Here is a 17,265-nt window from a genome sequence, read left to right as displayed (position 1 = left end):
GGCTCGGGGGGCTGGTGTCGGAGGGGCGTGTCAGGGTGTCGGTGAGGCCACGGGAGTGGCCCCACGCCGACCCGCGGCTCAGGTCCATCGAGCCGGTCCGGACCTGGAAGGGGCCTGTACGACATGACGACACTGACCGGTGCAGCACCCGAGGTGGACCCTTCACCGTTGGACGTCGAGGCGGTGCGGGCGCGGGTGGCGGCCGCGGCGCTGCGGCCCTCCGAGGTCGGGTCGGTGGGGCTCGAACTCGAACGGCACGTCGTGGACCTGCGGGACCCGGGGAGACGGGTCGGCTGGGACCGGTTGACCGGCGTGCTCGCGGGGTTCACGACGCCGCGGGGGTCGAAGATCACGCTCGAGCCGGGTGGGCAGGTCGAACTCTCGACGCTGCCCGGTGACGGGGTGGTGGCCGCGGTCGAGGCGCTGCGCGTGGACGCGGACGCCCTGGACGTGCGACTGGCGGGGGAGCGGCTGGTCCTGCAGTCGACGGGGACGGACCCGCTGCGCGCACCGCAGCGGGTGAACCCGGCGTCGCGCTACGTCGCGATGGAACGGCACTTCGCCTCCATCGGGGACACCGCCGGTCCGGCCATGATGAGTTCGACGGCGTCGCTGCAGGTGAACCTCGACGCGGGCCCGGCGCACGGCTGGGCCGACCGCCTCGCGCACGTCCACCGGTTGCTGCCGGTGTTCGTCGCGCTCGCCGCGAGCTCGCCCGTCCAGGGGGGCACCCGGACCGGGTGGACCTCTGCGCGGCAACGGATCTGGCAGGACCTGGAACCCGGCCGGAGCCACGCCGGGACCGCCACCTCCGACCCGGTCGCAGCCTGGACGGAGTTCGCCCTCGCCGCGCCGGTGATGTTCCTCCGCGGCGGGGACGGGGAGTTCACCCCCGTCGAGGGGACCGTGCCGTTCGCGGCCTGGGCCGACGGCTCGGTGCGGCTCGGCGACCGGTCACCCACGGCCGCCGACGTCGACGCGCACCTCACGACGCTCTGGCCCCCGGTGCGGCTGCGCGGGTTCCTCGAACTGCGCGTGCTCGACGCCGTCCCCCGCGCGTGGTGGCCGGGGCTGGCCGCCGTCGTCGCGACCGTCGTGGACGACCCGACCGCGGCCGACTGCGCCGCCGAGGCCGCGCACCCCGTCGCGCACGCCCACCTCGAAGCCGCCCGCGACGGGCTCACCGACCCGCGGATCCGGACCGCCGCCCTGGGGGTGCTCGAGGCCGCCGCCGCCCGCGTCCCGGACGGGCTCGCCGCCGACGTCGAGCGTTGGCTGGAGGCCCTCGACCGCGGTCGCGGCCCGGCCGACCTCGTCCTCGACCGCTTCGAACGCTCCGGACCGACCGCCTGCCTGACCGCGGAGGAACTGCGATGAACGACACGACCTTGACTACCGACCTCGCCGTCGAGGCCCTCGACCGCGCCCGCGCCACCACGACGAAGCTCACCGACGCCGCCGACGCTGAACTCACCGTCCAGCACTCGACCCTCATGAGCCCCCTGGTCTGGGACCTCGCCCACATCGGCCAGCAGGAGGAGCTCTGGCTGCTCCAGCAGGACAGCCCCGACCGCACCCCGGTGTTCCACCCCACGATCGCCTGCCTCTACGACGCCGCCGAGCACCCGCGGGCCACCCGGACCCGGCTCCCGCTGCTCGACCCGGCGCAGTCCCGGCGGGCCATCGCCGACGTCCGCCACCGGGTGCTCGACTCCCTCGCCCGGCTCGGACCGGAGGAGTCCGCGTTCGCCGCCGGCATGGTCGCCCAGCACGAGCACCAGCACGACGAGACGATGTTCGCCACGCACAACCTGCGCTCCGGCGACCCTCTCCTCACCGCCGTCCCCACCCCGCCGGGGCGTCTCGTCCCCGCCGACGCCGTGCTCGTGCCGGCGGGGGAGTTCCTGCTCGGCGTGGACCCGGCGGAGGAACCCTGGGCCCTGGACAACGAGTCCCCCCAGCACCGCGTGCACGTGCCCGCCTTCCGGATCGGGCGGGTGCCCGTGACCAACGGCGAGTGGGCGCAGTTCGTCGAGGCCGGCGGCTACGACGACCCCCGGCTGTGGACGTCGGCGGGCTGGGCCCACCGGCAGGCCGACGACGTCTCGGCCCCGATGGGCTGGGCCGCCGACGGCGCCGGCGGCTGGACCCAGCGCCGGTTCGCGGTCGAGCAGGCGCTCGACCCCGCGCGACCGGTGCAGCACGTCGACTTCCACGAGGCCTCCGCCTACGCCCGCTGGGCGGGGGCGCGGCTGCCCACCGAGGTCGAGTGGGAGAAGGCCTGCGCCTGGGACCCCGCCCTCGGGCGCCGGCGGCGGTGGCCGTGGGGTGACGGTCCGGCGACGCCGGAGCGGGCCAACCTCGGCGGCGGCGCCCTGGGGCCCGCGCAGGTCGGCGCCTACCCGGACGGGGCCAGCGCCTACGGCGTCGAGCAGATGATGGGTGAGGTGTGGGAGTGGACGTCCTCGGCGTTCGCGCCGTGGCCGGGGTTCTCGCCGATGCTCTACGACACCTACTCCGCGCCGTACTTCGACGGCACCTACCGCGTGCTGCGCGGCGGCTCCTGGGCCAGCGACCCGGTGTCGGTGCGCCCCTCCTTCCGGAACTGGGACTTCCCGGTCCGGCGGCAGATCTTCACCGGTCTCCGACTCGCCTGGAGCGTCTGAGTGTGCCGCCACACGGCCTGGCTGGGCCGGCCCCGGAACCTGTCGGAGTTCCTGCTCGAGCGACCGCAGGGGTTGCTGCAGCAGAGCTGGGCGCCGCGTCGGCAGCGGCACGGGACGGTCAACGCCGACGGGTGGGGCGTCAGCTGGTGGAGCCCGCCCGAGTCGTCCTCCGCCCCGGGGCCCGCGCGCTGGCGCAGTTCCGGGCCGATGTGGTCCGACGCGTCGCTGGCCTCCGTCGCCGCCCACGTCGCGGCCGGGTGCGTGGTCGCGGCGGTGCGGGACGCGACGGTCGGGATGCCCACCGACGAGAGCGCCTGCGCCCCCTTCGTCCGCGACGGGTGGTCCCTCTCGCACAACGGGGTGCTCGACCGGTCGGTGCTGCCCGCGGACGCCTGGCCGCGGGCGGAGTCGGTGTGCGACTCCGCGGTCCTCGCGTCCTACCTGCTCGCCGCACCCGAGGAACTCGGGAAGCGGATCGCGGTCGTCGGTGCCGACGACCCCGCCGCCCGGCTCAACGTCCTGCTCGGCAACGGGGAGCGGCTGCTCGCCACCGCCTGGGGCGACACCCTCAGCGTCCTCGAGACCCCCGACGGGGTCGTCCTGGCCAGCGAACCGCACGATGACGACCCCCGCTGGCGCGACGTCCCCGACCGCACCCTCGTCGAGGCGCGCCTGCACGGCGGACGTGTCGTCGTCACCGAAACCCCTCTGGAGACCGTGTGACCCCGCCCCGCCTGTCCCTGGAACGCCACCTCACCCCCGACGACCTGTCCCTGACGCTGCGCGCCGACGTCCGGGCGGGCCTGACGGCGAACGCGAAGACGTTGCCGCCCAAGTACTTCTACGACGAGCACGGCAGTCGGTTGTTCGACGAGATCACCCGGTTGCCCGAGTACTACCCGACCCGGGCCGAACGCTCCCTGCTGGACCTGGTGGCCGGTGAGGTCGCGCAGATCACGGCGGCCGACGTCCTCGTCGAACTCGGCAGCGGCACGAGCGAGAAGACGCGGGTGCTGCTGCACGCCCTGCGCGACGCGGGGACGCTGCGGCGCTTCGTGCCCTTCGACGTCGACGAGACCGTCCTCGCCCAGGCCGGGACGGAGATCCTGGCGGAGTTCCCCGGGCTCGACGTGCAGGCCGTCGTCGGGGACTTCGAACGCCACCTCGGGGAACTCCCGCGGGAGGGCCGACGCCTGGTGGCGTTCCTGGGCTCGACCATCGGGAACCTGGAACCCGCCCCGCGGGCGAGGTTCCTGGGCGAGCTGGCCTCCGGGATGGGACCCGGGGACCACCTGCTGCTCGGGACGGACCTGGTGAAGGACACCGGCCGGCTCCTCGCTGCCTACGACGACAGCGCGGGGGTGACGGCGGCCTTCGACAAGAACGTCCTCTCGGTGCTCAACCGGGAACTCGGCGCCGACTTCGACCTCGACGCCTTCGACCACGTCGCCGTCTGGGACGCCGGGCTCGAGCGCGTCGAGATGCGGCTGCGGGCCCGCCACGCCCACGAGGTGCGGCTACCCGGTCTCGACCTCGCGGTGCGGTTCGACGCGGGGGAGGAGGTGCGGACCGAGGTGTCCTCGAAGTTCCGCCAGGAATCGGTGGTGAGCGAACTCGCCGCCGCCGGATTCGACCTCGTCCGCTGGTGGACCGACCCCGCGGGGGACGTGGCGCTCAGCCTCGCCGCCCCGCGGGCCGTCCCGGTCTGAGGCCGGACGTATCGTCATGGTCTGAGGTCAGACGAAGCGGACGACGTCCTCGACGTCGAGGCGCGGCAGCCGGGGGCGGACCGCGTCCGGGCCCGGGTAGCCGATGTTCACGACGAGGTGCGAGCGCCAGTCGGTCCCGGCGAAGAACTCCGCGTCGACGGCGGCCTTGTCGAACCCACCCATCGGGCCGGCGGCCAGGCCCAGCGCGCGCACGGCGAGGATGAAGTACCCGGCCTGCATCGCCGAGCTGTAGGAGCCCATGCTCTCGCGCATCTCGGTGTTCTCCTCCAGCACCGGCTGCATGCCCGCCATGAACGGGGCGACGGTCGGGATGGCGTCGTGGAAGCGGTCGTCGACGGCCAGGACGGCGGTCACGGGGGCGCTCGCGGCGCGGTCGCGGTTGGTGTCGTTGAGCAGCGGCACCAGGCGGGCCTTCGCCTCCGGGGTCCGGACGAAGAGGACGCGCATCGGCTGCAGGTTCGCACCGGTGGGGGCCCAGCGGGCCAGTTCCCAGACCTGGGCCAGCTGCTCGTCGGTGACGGGGGTGTCGGCGAAGGTGTTCGCGGTGTGGGCGTCGCCGAAGAGGGCGGCGCGCGCGGAGTCGTCGAGTCCAACGGGGCGTTCGTCCAACGTGGTCACAGCTGTTCTCCTCAGAGTCGCTTGGCATGCAGTTGCTACTTCGAAAAAAAGAGTAGCACTGGCGAGAGGAGTGTCAACGGGTACAGTCGGGGGGTGAGCGAGCAGGTGGAGGACGTGCAGGCCGAGCACGTGCAGACGGAGCACACGGCGCGGTCGTGCGACGGTGCCCTGGCGCGCGCGTTCGGGTTCCTCGGCAAGCGCTGGAACGGGATCCTGCTCGCGACCCTCAGCTACGGCCCCACCGGGTTCTCCGAGCTGCGCCGCAACGTGGGCGGCATCAGCGACTCGGTGCTCGCGGATCGCCTCAGCGAGCTCGCCAAGGCCGGGCTCGTCACCCGCACGGTCCACGAGGGGCCGCCCGTCGCGGTCGTCTACGAGCTGACCGCCTCCGGACGCGCGCTGACCCCGGCCCTGCAGGAGCTCACGACGTGGGCCCGCGAGAACCTCACCGAGGACCGCTGCCGGGGCCGGGACTAGCGCCCCGCTACTCCTCGAAGGTGTTCAGCATGCTGTGCGCGGCGCGCTCCAGGTAGTCCCACAGGACCCCTTCCTGCGCCGGCACCAGGTGCAGGGACTCGACGGCCGCACGCATGTGCAGCAGCCAGCGGTCCCGGGCGTCCGGGTTCACCTTGAACGGCGCGTGCCGCATCCGCAGCCGCGGGTGCCCACGCTGCTCGGAGTACGTCCCCGGACCACCCCAGTACTGCTCCAGGAACATCCGCAGCCGCTCCTTGGCCGGACCGAGGTCGGCCTCCGGGTACATCGGACGGAGCACCTCGTCCTCGGCGACGCCCGCGTAGAAGGCGTCGACGAGCGTCACGAACGTCGCGTGCCCGCCGACCTCGTCGTAGAAGCTGCGGGTCCCACCGTCCGGCCCCGCCGGCGTGCGGCCGATGAGGTTCTGCGGGCGGACGAACGGCAGGTCGGGGCTCACCCCACCAGTGTCGCGCCCTCGCGGACCTCGACCGCACCGGGACCCGTGGGCGCCAGGCTCGTCGGACCCTCGTGACGGGCCGCGGCCTCGGCCGCGTCCTTGACGTTCTTCTGCATGCCACCGAACACGACCCCGTGGAACGGGCTGATCGCCGCCCAGTAGGCCTGGCCCGCCAGACCGCGGGGGTGGAAGAGGGCCCGCTGGTGGAAGAGCGTGCGCCCCACGGCGTCCGTCTCGACCCGCAGGTCCAGCCAGGCCAGCCCCGGCAGCTTCATCTCGGCGCGCAGCCGCAGCAGCCGGTCGGCCTGACGGTCCTCCACGCGCCACCAGTCCACGGCGTCGCCGATCATCAGGTGCTTGGGGTCACGCCGACCCCGGCGCAGCCCCGGACCCCCGGAGAAGCGGTCCATCACGCCGCGGACCGCCCACGCCATCGGCCACGAGTACCAGCCCTGCTCGCCGCCGATCCCCTCCAGCACCTCCCACAGCACGTGCGGCGGGGCGTCGACGACGGTCGTGCGCTCGTCGACGTAGAGGCTTCCCCCGGCCCAGTCCGGGTCGGAGGGCAGCGGGTCGCTGGGGGCGCCCGGCACGGACGCCGAACTCCACCGCGTCTCGACGTTGGCGTCCTGGATGCGCTGCAGGGCAAGTTCCACCGCGCGCTTGAAGGGGATGAGGCCCTCCGCCGGGTCCGGGACGTACCCGGCGATGTCGTGCTCCTGGCAGAACACCTCGTGCACCAGGCTCTCCACCAGCGGACGGGCGATGGACTTGGGGACGGGGGTCACCGTCCCGACCCAGTGGCTGGACAGCTTGGGGGACATCACCTTCACGGGGAGGACGTAGCGCTTGGGGAGGCCGGCCACCTCCGCGTACCCGCGCATCATGTCGAGGTAGGTCATGACGTCGGGGCCACCGATGTCGAAGGTGCGGTTGACGTCCGCGGGCATCGAGGCCGAGGCGACGAGGTAGCGCAGCACGTCGCGCACCGCGATCGGCTGGATCCGGTTGTGCACCCAGCGCGGGCACACCATCACGGGCAGCCGCTCGGTGAGGTAGCGCATCATCTCGAAGCTCGCCGAGCCGGAGCCGAGGATCACCGCCGCCTGCAGCACCGTCGTCGGGACGGGGGAGTCGAGCAGGATCTCGCCCACCTCCCGGCGCGACTCGAGGTGGGTGGAGAGCTCCTCGCCCTCGGGGTGCATGCCGCCGAGGTAGACGACCCGGGAGACCCCCTGCTCCGCCGCCGCCCGCGCGAAGGTCCGGGCGGTGCGGCGGTCCTTGGAGGAGAAGTGCCCGCCGCCGCTCATCGCGTGGATCAGGTAGTAGGCGACGTCGACGCCCTCCAGCGCGGCGGTGACCTGCCCGGCGTCGGAGGCGTCGGCCTGCACGACCTCGACGTCCTCGATCCAGGGCCGGTCCCGCAACGCCTCGGGGCGGCGCGCCATCGCCCGCACCCGGAAACCGGCCTCGAGCAGCTCGGGGACCAGCCGACCACCGATGTACCCGGTCACCCCGGTCACCAGCGCGAGCCGGCCCTCACCTGCTGCGATGTCGCTCATGGCCCCAGTGTCCGAGCGGAACACCACCCCCGCGACTCGGCGCCTCCGCGACCTCAGAGACCGCGGTTGGTCGTCCCCGGATCCGCGGCCGCGGCGTCCTGGGCCGCGACGTCCGCCTCGCTCGGAGCGGGTGGCTGCGGGGTGAGCGCCGCGGTGGGGTCGCTCAGGCGACGGGCCTGCGGAGCGTGGTCGTCGTGGCGCAGGAACACGGTGCGCTGGGCGAGGGGGAACTCGATGCCCTCGGCGTCGAAGACGGCCTTGATGCGACGCAGCAGCTCGCGCTGGACGGCCCACTGCTGCATCGGACGGGTCTTCACGACGAGGCGCAGGACGATCCCGTCGGTCGTCATCTTCTCGACGCCCCACACCTCGGGGGCGTCCATCACGAGGGGGCTCCAGTCGTCCTCGGCGACCAGGTCGTCCGCGATGCGCTGCAGGACCTCCTGCACGCGGGCGAGGTTCTCCCCGTAGGCGACGGAGACGTCGACGACGGCCCGGGCCCAGCCCTGGCTCTGGTTCCCGACCCGCACGATCTCGCCGTTGCGGACGTACCAGACGGTGCCCTTGACGTCGCGCAACCGCGTCACCCGCAGGCCGACGGCCTCCACGGTGCCCGAGGCGTCCCCGAGGTCGACGGAGTCACCCACGCCGTACTGGTCCTCGGCGAGCATGAAGACGCCCGACAGGAAGTCCTTCACCAGCGCCTGCGCACCGAAACCCAGGGCGACCCCTGCGATCCCGGCCGAGGCCAGGAACGGTGCGATGGCGATGCCGATGGTGTCGAGCACCACGAGGACGGCCAGGATCCCCAGCACGAACGTGACGGTCGACTTGAGCACCGAGGCGAGGGTCTCGGCCCGTTGCTGACGGCGTTCGTTGAGCAACGGCGAGGACTCGAGCAGCCCGTTGCGGCGGCCGCCGCTGCCGCCGAGCTTCCCGGCCCCCGTCGAGATCCCCGTCGCGACCCGGCCGATGACCCGCATCAGCAGGAACCGGGCGATCCAGCAGATCAGCAGGACGATGACGATCTTCAGGGGCTTGTCGAGCAGGAACGTGACGACGCTCTGGGCGCCGTCGGCGGCGTCCTCCGAGGTGACGCCGGTGAAGGCGTGGGTGATCGAGTCCAGCACGGGGTGGGACGACTCCTTCTGCGTGGTGTTCCTGGGTCAGCCGAGGTCGAGGCCGGTGGCCCGCGCCGCGAAGGCGAGGGTGTCGCGCACGAGACCGGCGCTGCGCGAGAGCGAACGGGCACCGTGCCCCACGTCCTTCTCCCGGCGCAACAGCACCGGGCGGCTGCCCGGGTCGCTCGCGGTCGCGTGCTGCAGGGCGGCGCACAGCTTCCGGGCGTGCAACGGGTCCACCCGGGAGTCCCCGTCGAACACGGTGAACAGCACGGCCGGGTAGGCGGTCCCGGCCACCACGCGGTGGTACGGCGAGTACGCGTGCAACCACCCGAACTCCGTCGCGTCGGCGGCGCTCCCGTACTCGTCGCTCCAGGTGGCGCCCAGACCGTGCAGTTCGTAGCGGACCATGTCCAGCAGGGGGGCGCTGCAGACGACGCCCGCGAACAGCGACGGTTCCTGGGTGGCGGCGGCTCCGACCAGCAGCCCGCCGTTTGACCCGCCGTGCACGCACAACTGCTCGTGGGTCGTGAACCCCCGCGCGACGAGGAAGCGGGCCGCCGCGTGGAAGTCGTCGAACACGTTCTGCTTGTGCTCGCGCATCCCCGCGCGGTGCCAGTCCTCGCCCTCCTCGCCGCCGCCGCGCAGGTTCGCCACCGCGTACACGCCGCCCGCCTCCACCCAGGCCAGCGCGTCGGGTGCGTAGTGCGGGGACAGGCTGATGCCGAACCCCCCGTAGCCGTAGAGGATCGCGGGCACCGGGGCGGTGGGGACGCCGTCGGCGTCGAGCAGGTCGGCGCGGACCGTGACCTGCAACCGCACGGTCGTGCCGTCGAGGCTCGGGTACTCCAGCAGCGTGCTGACCACCGCGGGGACCTCGACCGCACCGGGGGGCGCGGACTCCACGGAGAGTTCCCGGGTCCGGGCGTCGAAGTGCCAGACGTGCGTCGGGGTCGTCGCGTCGCTGTAGCCGAACCACAGGTCGTGGCCGGGTTCGGGACGTCCCACGAGACCACCGATCGAGCCCGTCCCGGGCAGGTCGACGCGGCCCAGGTCACCCGGCAACCGTTCACCGGTCTCGAGGTCGTGCACCGTCACCGAGCTCACGGCGTGCTCGGTCCAGCCCACGACCAGCAGGGGACGGGCGAGTTCGGGTCCGTCGAGGACCGCGACGTCGTCGAGCAGGGCCCGGCCCTGGGGGACCAGGTCGCGCCAGTGCTCCACCTCCGGGGTGGCCGGGTCGGTGACGGCGAGGCGGCCGCGGGGGGCGTCGAGGTCGGTGAACACGTAGAGGCGGCCGTCACGACCGACCCAGGCGCTGGTCTGCGCGTCGCGACCCGCCACCACGGTCCGCAGCTGCGGCGCCCCCGGGGCGGAGGTGGAGAGGTCGGCCAGCCAGACGTCGTTGCGCGGCGCCGTCCCGTCCGAGGCGCTGACGACCAGCCAGCGGCCGTCGCGCGAGGTCCAGACGCCGTAGTAGTTCGTCATCGACAGCCCGTCGCCGAACACCTCGACGTCGCGGGCGGGATCGGTCCCCACGACGTGCAGGTAGACCCGGCGGTGGTACTGGCGCTCCTCGGCGGGCACGGCCTCGGCCGGCAACCGGCGGACGTAGTAGAACGAGCGCCCGCCGTCCGCGCCGGCGGGCAACCAGGCGATGGGGGAGTAGCGGGCCCGGTCGACCGGGCCGTCCACGACCTCCCCCGTCGCGACGTCGAGCACCCGCAGGACGCTCTCCTCGCTGCCGCCCTCGGAGAGCTGGTAGGCCAGCAGGTCCCCCTCGACGCTGGGTCGCCAGCCGTCCAGGGTCGTCGTCCCCGACGGGTCCAGCGCGATCGGGTCGATCAGGGTCCGGGGCGCCGCACCGGGGTCCTCCACCTGCAGGACACCGTGCTCCGCGGTCGGCTCGCGACGGGTCCGGAACACCCGTTCCCCGCGGTGGACCGGGCTGCCGACGGAACCCGTCGCCATCAGCTCCCGCACCCGTCGTTCCACGCGGTCACGGCCCGGCAGCGTCGCGGCGTGGGCCGCCCACGCCTCGTCCTGCCACCGCGACCAGGCGAGCGTCCGCTCGTCCTCGACGTCCTCGAGCCAGCGGTAGGGGTCGGGGACCGCGACCCCGTGCAGCTCGTCGACGAGGTCGAGGCGCGGGGCGGGAGCCTCGCCGGCGGAGGTCGGGGTGCTCATGGGCGACCACCCTAGGCGCGGGGCCCGACGCGGAGCCCCGACGGGCACGGGTCCCGGATTCGAACGTGGTCACCCGGCGACGCGCACCCCGCGGACGAGCCTCCGCCGGTGTCCTCTGGCAGAGTCGCGGGGTGTCTTCTGACGTCGCCGACCCGGCCGTCCTCGCCGACCTCGCCACCGCCTGCGGGGTCGCCACGACCTTCACCGACTGGCAGGGGAAGTCGACCACCGTCCCCGCCAGCACCGTCACCGCCGTGCTCACCGCCATGGGGTTCGACGTGAGCACCACCGCCGCGGCCCGTCGCGCCCTGCACGACGTCAAGCTCGCACCGTGGCGCCGGGTGCTGCCACCGGTCGTGGTCGCCCGCGAGGGACGGCTCCACCACGTCCCCGTCCACGTCGCCCACGGCGACCCCGTCGACGTCGTCGTGGACCTCGAGGACGACGGCGGCTGGGCCCCGCTGCGCCAGGTCGACCGCTGGATCGACCCCGTGGACGTCGACGGCCGCCTCACCGGCCGCGCCACCTTCGAACTCCCCGACGACCTGCCGCTGGGCTGGCACGTCCTGCGCGCGCGCACCCCGGCGGGCGAGACCGAGTGCCCCGTCGTGGTCACCCCGGACGTGCTCGAACTGCCGCCGACGCTGCGCAGCGGCCGCAGCTGGGGGTACCAGACCCAGCTGTACTCGGTGCGCTCCTCGCGCTCCTGGGGCATCGGCGACCTCGCCGACCTCGCCGACCTCTCGGCCGTGGGGGCCTCCCAGGGGGCGGGCTGGATCCTGGTGAACCCGCTCGCCGCGGCCTCGCCCGTCCCGCCGATGGAGGCCTCGCCCTACCTGCCGACGACCCGGCGCTTCGTGAACCCCGTCTACCTGCGCGTCGAGGACGTCCACGAGGTCGCCTACCTCTCACCCGGTGACCGGGCGCTGGTCGAACGCCTCGCCGAACGCGTCCGGCCCGCCGACCACGACGCGGGCGAGATCGACCGCGACGCCGCCTGGGCCGCGAAGCGGCAGGCGCTGGACGTCGTCTACGCGCACGGCCGGACCACCGCGCGGGAGGCCGCCTTCCGCCGCTACGTCGCCACCGAGGAGCCGGGGCTCTCCGGTTTCGCCACCTGGTGCGCGCTGGCCGAGCACTTCGGGCTGCCCGCCTCGGAGTGGCCGGCCGAGGCGGCCGACCCCGCGGCGGCGCAGGCCTCCGGGCTGGTCGACGAGCTCGCCGACCGCATCGAGTTCCACCGCTGGCTGCAGTGGCAGTGCGACGAGCAGCTGCGCACCGCCCAGGACGCCGCGACCGCGCCGGGCACCGGCCCGGGGATCGTCCACGACCTCGCCGTCGGCGTGCACCCCGACGGCGCCGACGTCTGGTCGCTGGGCGACGCCCTCGCGCACGGGGTCACCGTCGGCGCCCCGCCGGACGCGTTCAACCAGCAGGGCCAGGACTGGAGCCAGCCGCCGTGGCGGCCCGACCGCCTCGCCGACCTGGCCTACCGCCCCTTCCGCGACATGGTCCGCACGATCCTGCGGCACGCCGGTGGCCTGCGGGTCGACCACGTGCTGGGGCTGTTCCGGCTGTGGTGGATCCCGCAGGACGCCCCGCCCGCGGAGGGGACCTACGTCCGCTTCGACCACGAGGCCCTCATCGGCATCCTCGCGCTGGAGGCCCAGCGCGCCGGTGCCGTCCTCGTCGGCGAGGACCTCGGGACCGTCGAGCCGTGGGTGCGCGACTACCTCGCCGACCGCGGGATCCTCGGCAGCGCCGTCCTCTGGTTCGAGTACGACGAGGCCGAACCGAAGGCGCCCGAGGACTTCCGCGAACTCGCGCTGGCCAGCGTCACCGTGCACGACCTCCCGCCGACCGCCGGCTACCTCGCCCAGGAGCACGTCGCCCTGCGCGACCGGCTCGGGCTGCTGACCCGGCCGGTCGCCGAGGAACGCGCCCGCGACGCCGCCGAGCAGGAACGCATCCTCGGGCTGGTCCGCGACCGCGGGCTGCTCGCCGCGGGCGCCGATGAGCAGGCGACCGTCGAGGCGTTGCACCGCTACCTCGCGCTGTCGCCCTCGCTGATGGTCGGGGTCTCGCTGGTGGACGCGGTGGGGGACCGCCGGACCCAGAACCAGCCGGGGACCTCCTCGGAGTACCCGAACTGGCGGATGCCCCTGACCGGGCCCGACGGCGAGGTCGTCCTGCTCGAGGACCTGGCCACCAACCCCCGGGTGCAGTCGCTGGCCCGGGCCGTCGAGCAGGCGCTCGCGGAACCGGGCGACCCCGCGCAGCGGTGAGCCGGGCCTGAGGCCCGGCCCGATCCTCCCCGGGGGTGGAGCTCGGCGCTGAACGCAACGGGACCGGGTGCCGCGAGGCACCCGGTCCCGTTCTCACGTCAGTGCGTGTCGCGCTCCTGGGCCCGCAGTGCGCGGGCGACACCGTCGCGGTTCTCGAGCACGAGCCGGCGCAGAGCCGGCGGCGCGTCGGGTTCGTCTTCGAGCCACCGGTCGGTGCGCTCCACGAGGGCGCTGTCCGCCAGCTCGAGCGGGTAGAGGCCCGTCACGATCTGCTGGGCCATCTCGTTGGTGCGCTCCGCCCACACCCCGCGCAAGGCGGCGAAGTACGGCTCCACGAACGGACGCAGCAGCGCCTCGTCGTGAGTCCGGCCGAAGCCGCCGATCACCGAGGCCTGCACGGCGTTCGGCAGGTCCCCCTTGGTCACGACGTCGTCCCACGCCCGCTGCTTGGCCGCCGGCGTCGGCAGGGCCGCGCGGGCGGCGGCGGCGGAGCGCTGCCCCGTGGCCGTCGCGTCGCGCGCCAGTTCGGCGTCGATCGCGTCGGCGCCGAGGGTGCCGCCGGCGACGAGCGCCGTCAGCAGGACCCAGCGCATGTCGGCGTCGACCTCGAGACCGTCGATGACCTGCGACCCGTCGTAGAGGCCGGCGACGATCGCGAGGTGGGCCTCGCTGCGGGCGAAGGACGCGAACGAACGAACGAACTGCAGCTGGGTGTCGCTGCCGGCCGGTGCGGCCCGGAGCAGTTCCAGCAGGGTGTCCGCGGTGCGGGAGCGGACCTCGTCGCGGTGGGCGGGGGCGGTGTACAGCTCCACCGTCGTGCTCAGCTGGCGCAGCAGCACCAGCGCGACCGTGGAGTCGGCACGGGCCGCGTCCCCGGGCAGCAGCGTCGTGAGCAGCAGGTCGACGTAGTCGCGGGCGGGGGACTCCCCGTCGCGCGTCATGTCCCACAGCGCCGCCGACACCAGCGAGCGCGGCAGCGAGTCGCGGAAGGCGTCGAGGTGCTGCAGCGCCGTGGTGAGCGAGGCCTCGTCGAGGCGGATCTTGGCGTAGGCGAGGTCGTCGTCGTTGACCAGCAGCAGGTCGGGACGCTTGCGGCCCACCAGCTGCGGCAGGTCGGTGCTCGCCCCCGCCGCGTCCAGCTCGATGCGGTCGGTGCGTTCGAAGGTGCCGTCGACGAGGTCGTAGCACCCGAGGGCGATCCGGTGCGCCCGCAGGTGCGGGTGCGCGGACGGGGCCTCCTGGACCAGGGCGGCCGCCGTGACGGTGCCGTCCGCGTCGGTGCTCAGCACCGGGCGCAGCGTCGCGACGCCCGCGGTTTCCAGCCACTCCCGCGACCAGGCGCCGAGGTCACGGCCGGAGGTCTTCTCCAGCTCCCGCAGCAGGTCCACCAGTTCGGTGTTGCCGAAGGCGTGGCGGGCGAAGTAGGCCCGGACCCCGGCCAGGAACTCCTCACGGCCGACGTAGGCCACGAGCTGCTTGAGGACGCTGGCGCCCTTGGCGTAGGTGATGCCGTCGAAGTTCACCTCGACGTCCTCGAGGTCGTTGATCTCGGCGACGATCGGGTGCGTCGTGGGGAGCTGGTCCTGGCGGTAGGCCCAGGACTTCTCCAGGGAGTTGAAGGTCGTCCAGGAACCCCGCCACTCCGTCGCCTCGGCCGCGCAGAGCGTCGACGCGAACTCCGCGAAGGACTCGTTGAGCCACAGGTCGTTCCACCAGCGCATCGTCACCAGGTCGCCGAACCACATGTGCGCCAGCTCGTGCAGGATCGTGACGACCCGGCGTTCGACGGTGGCCTGCGGGACCTTCGAGCGGAAGACGTAGCTCTCCACGAAGGTCACCGCCCCGGCGTTCTCCATCGCCCCGGCGTTGAACTCCGGGACGAACACCTGGTCGTACTTGGCGAACGGGTAGGCGCGGTCGAACTCGCGCTCGAAGAACTCGAACCCGGCCTTCGTGGCCGCGACGACGTTGTGCGCGTCGAGGTGCGGGGCCAGCGACTTGCGGCAGTAGACGCCCAACGGGATCGTCCGGCCGTCGGAGGAGACCAGGGAGTCCTCGGAACCCTCGTAGGGCCCGGCGATGATCGCCGTCACGTAGGAGGAGAGCCGCGGGGTCGGCTCGAAGGTCGTCCGCCGGCCCGCGGCGACGTCCTCGGTCGAGGCGACGGGGGAGTTGGAGACGACGCGCCAGTGCGCCGGTGCCGTCACCACGAAGGTGAACCCGGCCTTGAGGTCGGGCTGCTCGAACACCGCGTAGACGCGGCGCGAGTCGGCGACCTCGAACTGGGAGTAGAGGTACACCTCGTCGTCGACGGGGTCGACGAAGCGGTGCAGCCCCTCGCCGGTGTTCATGTAGCGGCAGTCCGCGACCACGCGGAGCTCGTTCTCGGCGGCGAGACCGTCGAGGGCGATGCGGGCCTCGTCGGCCACGACGGCGGGGTCGAGGGAGGTCCCGTTGAGGACCACCTCGTGCACGCCGGCGCTGATGAGGTCGATGAAGGTGGAGGCGCCGGCGGTCGCGGTGAAGCGCACCGTCGTCGTCGAGCGGAACGTGCTGGGGCCGGTCGTCAGGTCCAGGTCGACGTCGTAGTGCTCGACCTGCACGAGCCCCGCACGGGTCCGCGCCTCCTCGCGCGTCAGGTTCTCGCCGGGCACCGCACGTCCTCTCGTCGTTGGAGCGTCACCACGGGATGTCCCCCTGGACGACGCGAAGCACTCTGCCACGAGCCCCCGGCCCGTGGCCCGTCGCACCCGGCTGTCCCGTGTCGCAGGTCGGGAGCAGGATGACCGTCATGACCGCCACGCCGCTCGAGAACACCACCGACACCACGACCGCGACCGCCGACTTCTGGTTCGACCCGCTGTGCCCGTGGGCCTGGATGACCTCCCGCTGGATCCTCGAGGTCGAGCAGGTGCGCGACATCACCGTCCGCTGGCACGTCATGAGCCTCTCCGTCCTCAACGAGGGCCGGGACCTCCCGCAGGAGTACCAGGAGCTGATGGCGAAGGGCTGGGGCCCGGTCCGGGTCGTCACCGCCGCGCGCAGCCTGCACGGCGACGAGGTGGTCCTGCCGCTGTACACGGCCATGGGCACCCGGATCCACCCCGGTGGCGACAAGGACTTCGACGTCGTGATCCGCGAAGCGCTCGCCGAGGTGGGGCTGCCCGCCGACCTCGCGGCCGCCGCGCACACCGGCACCTACGACGCCGAGCTGCGCGCCTCCCACCAGGAAGGCATCACCCGGGTCGGCGAGGACGTCGGGACGCCCGTCGTGGCCTTCGGCGACGTCGCCTTCTTCGGACCCGTCGTGACCCCCACCCCCAAGGGCGAGGACGCGGGCCGGCTGTGGGACGGCTGCGTCCTCGTCGCCGGGACCCCGGGGTTCTTCGAGCTCAAGCGCACCCGCACCCAGGGTCCCGTCTTCGACTGACCGTCAGGTCACGATCCGGTACTGAGCTTCAGGTCACGATCCGCTGGGGGAGTCCGCGCTCGTCCGGCTCCCCGCCGAGGACGTCGGCGACACCCTCGACGAACCGCAACGCCGACCACGCGCACGCGGCCGCGTCGAGGTGGTCGTCGCCCGGGGGTGCGGGCGGCCCGTCCAGCCAGCCGGCGAGGGCCGCGACGCGTGCCTCGCGCCCGGCGGCGGTCTTCTTCGACGCCAGGACCGCCCCGGTCATCGCGGCGAACGAGAGCTCGGGGTGGGTCTCCACCGCGAGCCGCCGCACCCGGTCCTGCGTCAGGGCCTCGTCGAGGGCGAGGACGGGCCCGCGCACCCCCCACGTCTGGGCCGAGAGACCCTTCCCCCGCAGGAGCTCTCGCGACACCTGCCGCGCCGCGGTGTAGTCGGGTGCCCGCAGCACCGCGCGCGGCGGGATCAGGAAGACCCGGGCGTGGGCGCGGCCGAGGGCCCGCTTCGCGAGCCGGTCGGCGGGGCGCCAGTCGTCGCGGGGCAGACCGATCGGGACGTCGAACCCGACAGCGAGGGCACCGGGCGCCGTCGCGAGGACCGTCTCGACGCCGGGTCCGGGCGCCGACCGCCACGCGAGCAGTCGCGCGGAGTGCGACGTGCCCTCGACGACGGCCACGGCCCAGCCCCCGCGAGCGCCGTCCACCCCGAGCACCACCGACCCCATGACGCGATCCTGGCAGGGGACTGCGA

The 17,265-nt window shown here is 73.7% G+C and carries 14 protein-coding genes; 7 read left to right on the top strand and 7 right to left on the bottom strand.

All coding sequences use genetic code 11. The annotated features are described in order from the left end of the window. Nucleotides 1–168: 168 nt before the first annotated feature. The 4 genes from AC0I8G_RS11835 to egtD are packed head-to-tail and all read left to right on the top strand — an operon-like array spanning nucleotide 169 to nucleotide 4,375. Nucleotides 169–1,377 carry a glutamate-cysteine ligase family protein gene (locus tag AC0I8G_RS11835; RefSeq protein ID WP_471730078.1) on the top strand — a complete coding sequence of 403 codons (1,209 nt, stop codon included), beginning with the start codon at nucleotides 169–171 and terminating at the stop codon, nucleotides 1,375–1,377. Continuing rightward, on the top strand, nucleotides 1,374–2,666 hold the full coding sequence (egtB, locus tag AC0I8G_RS11830; RefSeq protein WP_471730077.1) for an ergothioneine biosynthesis protein EgtB: 1,293 nt from the start codon (nucleotides 1,374–1,376) through the stop codon (nucleotides 2,664–2,666). The genes AC0I8G_RS11835 and egtB overlap by 4 nt, the downstream gene beginning before the upstream one ends. Beyond that, a complete protein-coding gene (gene egtC, locus AC0I8G_RS11825) occupies nucleotides 2,667–3,389 on the top strand; it encodes an ergothioneine biosynthesis protein EgtC (RefSeq protein WP_471730076.1) in 723 nt (240 codons plus the stop codon). After that, nucleotides 3,386–4,375, top strand: a complete 990-nt coding sequence (gene egtD, locus AC0I8G_RS11820) for an L-histidine N(alpha)-methyltransferase (protein ID WP_471730075.1) — start codon at nucleotides 3,386–3,388, stop codon at nucleotides 4,373–4,375. The genes egtC and egtD overlap by 4 nt, the downstream gene beginning before the upstream one ends. Before the next feature lie 27 nt (nucleotides 4,376–4,402). On the opposite strand, the gene AC0I8G_RS11815 is transcribed toward egtD, so the two are convergent. Beyond that, nucleotides 4,403–5,014 carry a malonic semialdehyde reductase gene (locus AC0I8G_RS11815; RefSeq protein ID WP_471730074.1) on the bottom strand — a complete coding sequence of 204 codons (612 nt, stop codon included), beginning with the start codon at nucleotides 5,012–5,014 and terminating at the stop codon, nucleotides 4,403–4,405. Nucleotides 5,015–5,107: 93 nt separating this feature from the next. Here AC0I8G_RS11815 and AC0I8G_RS11810 point away from each other — a divergent pair, with 93 nt between their 5' ends. Continuing rightward, a complete protein-coding gene (locus AC0I8G_RS11810) occupies nucleotides 5,108–5,491 on the top strand; it encodes a winged helix-turn-helix transcriptional regulator (RefSeq protein WP_471730073.1) in 384 nt (127 codons plus the stop codon). A gap of 7 nt (nucleotides 5,492–5,498) precedes the next feature. On the opposite strand, the gene AC0I8G_RS11805 is transcribed toward AC0I8G_RS11810, so the two are convergent. The 4 genes from AC0I8G_RS11805 to AC0I8G_RS11790 are packed head-to-tail and all read right to left on the bottom strand — an operon-like array spanning nucleotide 5,499 to nucleotide 10,818. Next, the gene (locus tag AC0I8G_RS11805; RefSeq protein WP_471730088.1) at nucleotides 5,499–5,909 is read right to left on the bottom strand and encodes a globin; all 411 of its coding nucleotides are present in this window, start codon (nucleotides 5,907–5,909) and stop codon (nucleotides 5,499–5,501) included. A 35-nt stretch (nucleotides 5,910–5,944) separates the two neighbouring features. Then, a complete protein-coding gene (locus tag AC0I8G_RS11800; protein ID WP_471730072.1) occupies nucleotides 5,945–7,510 on the bottom strand; it encodes an SDR family oxidoreductase in 1,566 nt (521 codons plus the stop codon). A gap of 53 nt (nucleotides 7,511–7,563) precedes the next feature. Next, nucleotides 7,564–8,640, bottom strand: coding sequence for a mechanosensitive ion channel family protein (locus AC0I8G_RS11795; protein ID WP_471730071.1), 1,077 nt, complete (start codon nucleotides 8,638–8,640; stop codon nucleotides 7,564–7,566). Between the two features lie 36 nt (nucleotides 8,641–8,676). Further along, complete coding sequence (locus AC0I8G_RS11790; protein ID WP_471730070.1) at nucleotides 8,677–10,818, bottom strand: prolyl oligopeptidase family serine peptidase; 2,142 nt, start codon at nucleotides 10,816–10,818, stop codon at nucleotides 8,677–8,679. Nucleotides 10,819–10,949: 131 nt separating this feature from the next. Here AC0I8G_RS11790 and malQ point away from each other — a divergent pair, with 131 nt between their 5' ends. Next, complete coding sequence (gene malQ / locus AC0I8G_RS11785; protein WP_471730069.1) at nucleotides 10,950–13,103, top strand: 4-alpha-glucanotransferase; 2,154 nt, start codon at nucleotides 10,950–10,952, stop codon at nucleotides 13,101–13,103. 98 nt (nucleotides 13,104–13,201) lie between these two features. On the opposite strand, the gene pepN is transcribed toward malQ, so the two are convergent. Next, nucleotides 13,202–15,757: an aminopeptidase N gene (gene pepN / locus AC0I8G_RS11780; RefSeq protein WP_471730068.1), complete on the bottom strand. Its 2,556-nt coding sequence runs from the start codon at nucleotides 15,755–15,757 to the stop codon at nucleotides 13,202–13,204. Nucleotides 15,758–15,894: 137 nt separating this feature from the next. Here pepN and AC0I8G_RS11775 point away from each other — a divergent pair, with 137 nt between their 5' ends. Next, nucleotides 15,895–16,533, top strand: a complete 639-nt coding sequence (locus AC0I8G_RS11775; protein ID WP_471730067.1) for a mycothiol-dependent nitroreductase Rv2466c family protein — start codon at nucleotides 15,895–15,897, stop codon at nucleotides 16,531–16,533. A 28-nt stretch (nucleotides 16,534–16,561) separates the two neighbouring features. Here the strand turns inward: AC0I8G_RS11775 and AC0I8G_RS11770 are convergent, their stop codons facing one another. After that, nucleotides 16,562–17,239 carry a DUF429 domain-containing protein gene (locus AC0I8G_RS11770; protein ID WP_471730066.1) on the bottom strand — a complete coding sequence of 226 codons (678 nt, stop codon included), beginning with the start codon at nucleotides 17,237–17,239 and terminating at the stop codon, nucleotides 16,562–16,564. Nucleotides 17,240–17,265 lie beyond the last annotated feature (26 nt).

It is taken from the genome of Kineococcus sp. AC630 (genome assembly GCF_979255925.1).
Note: the sequence above shows the minus strand (reverse complement) of the source record. Positions and strands in the feature narration are given on the sequence as shown.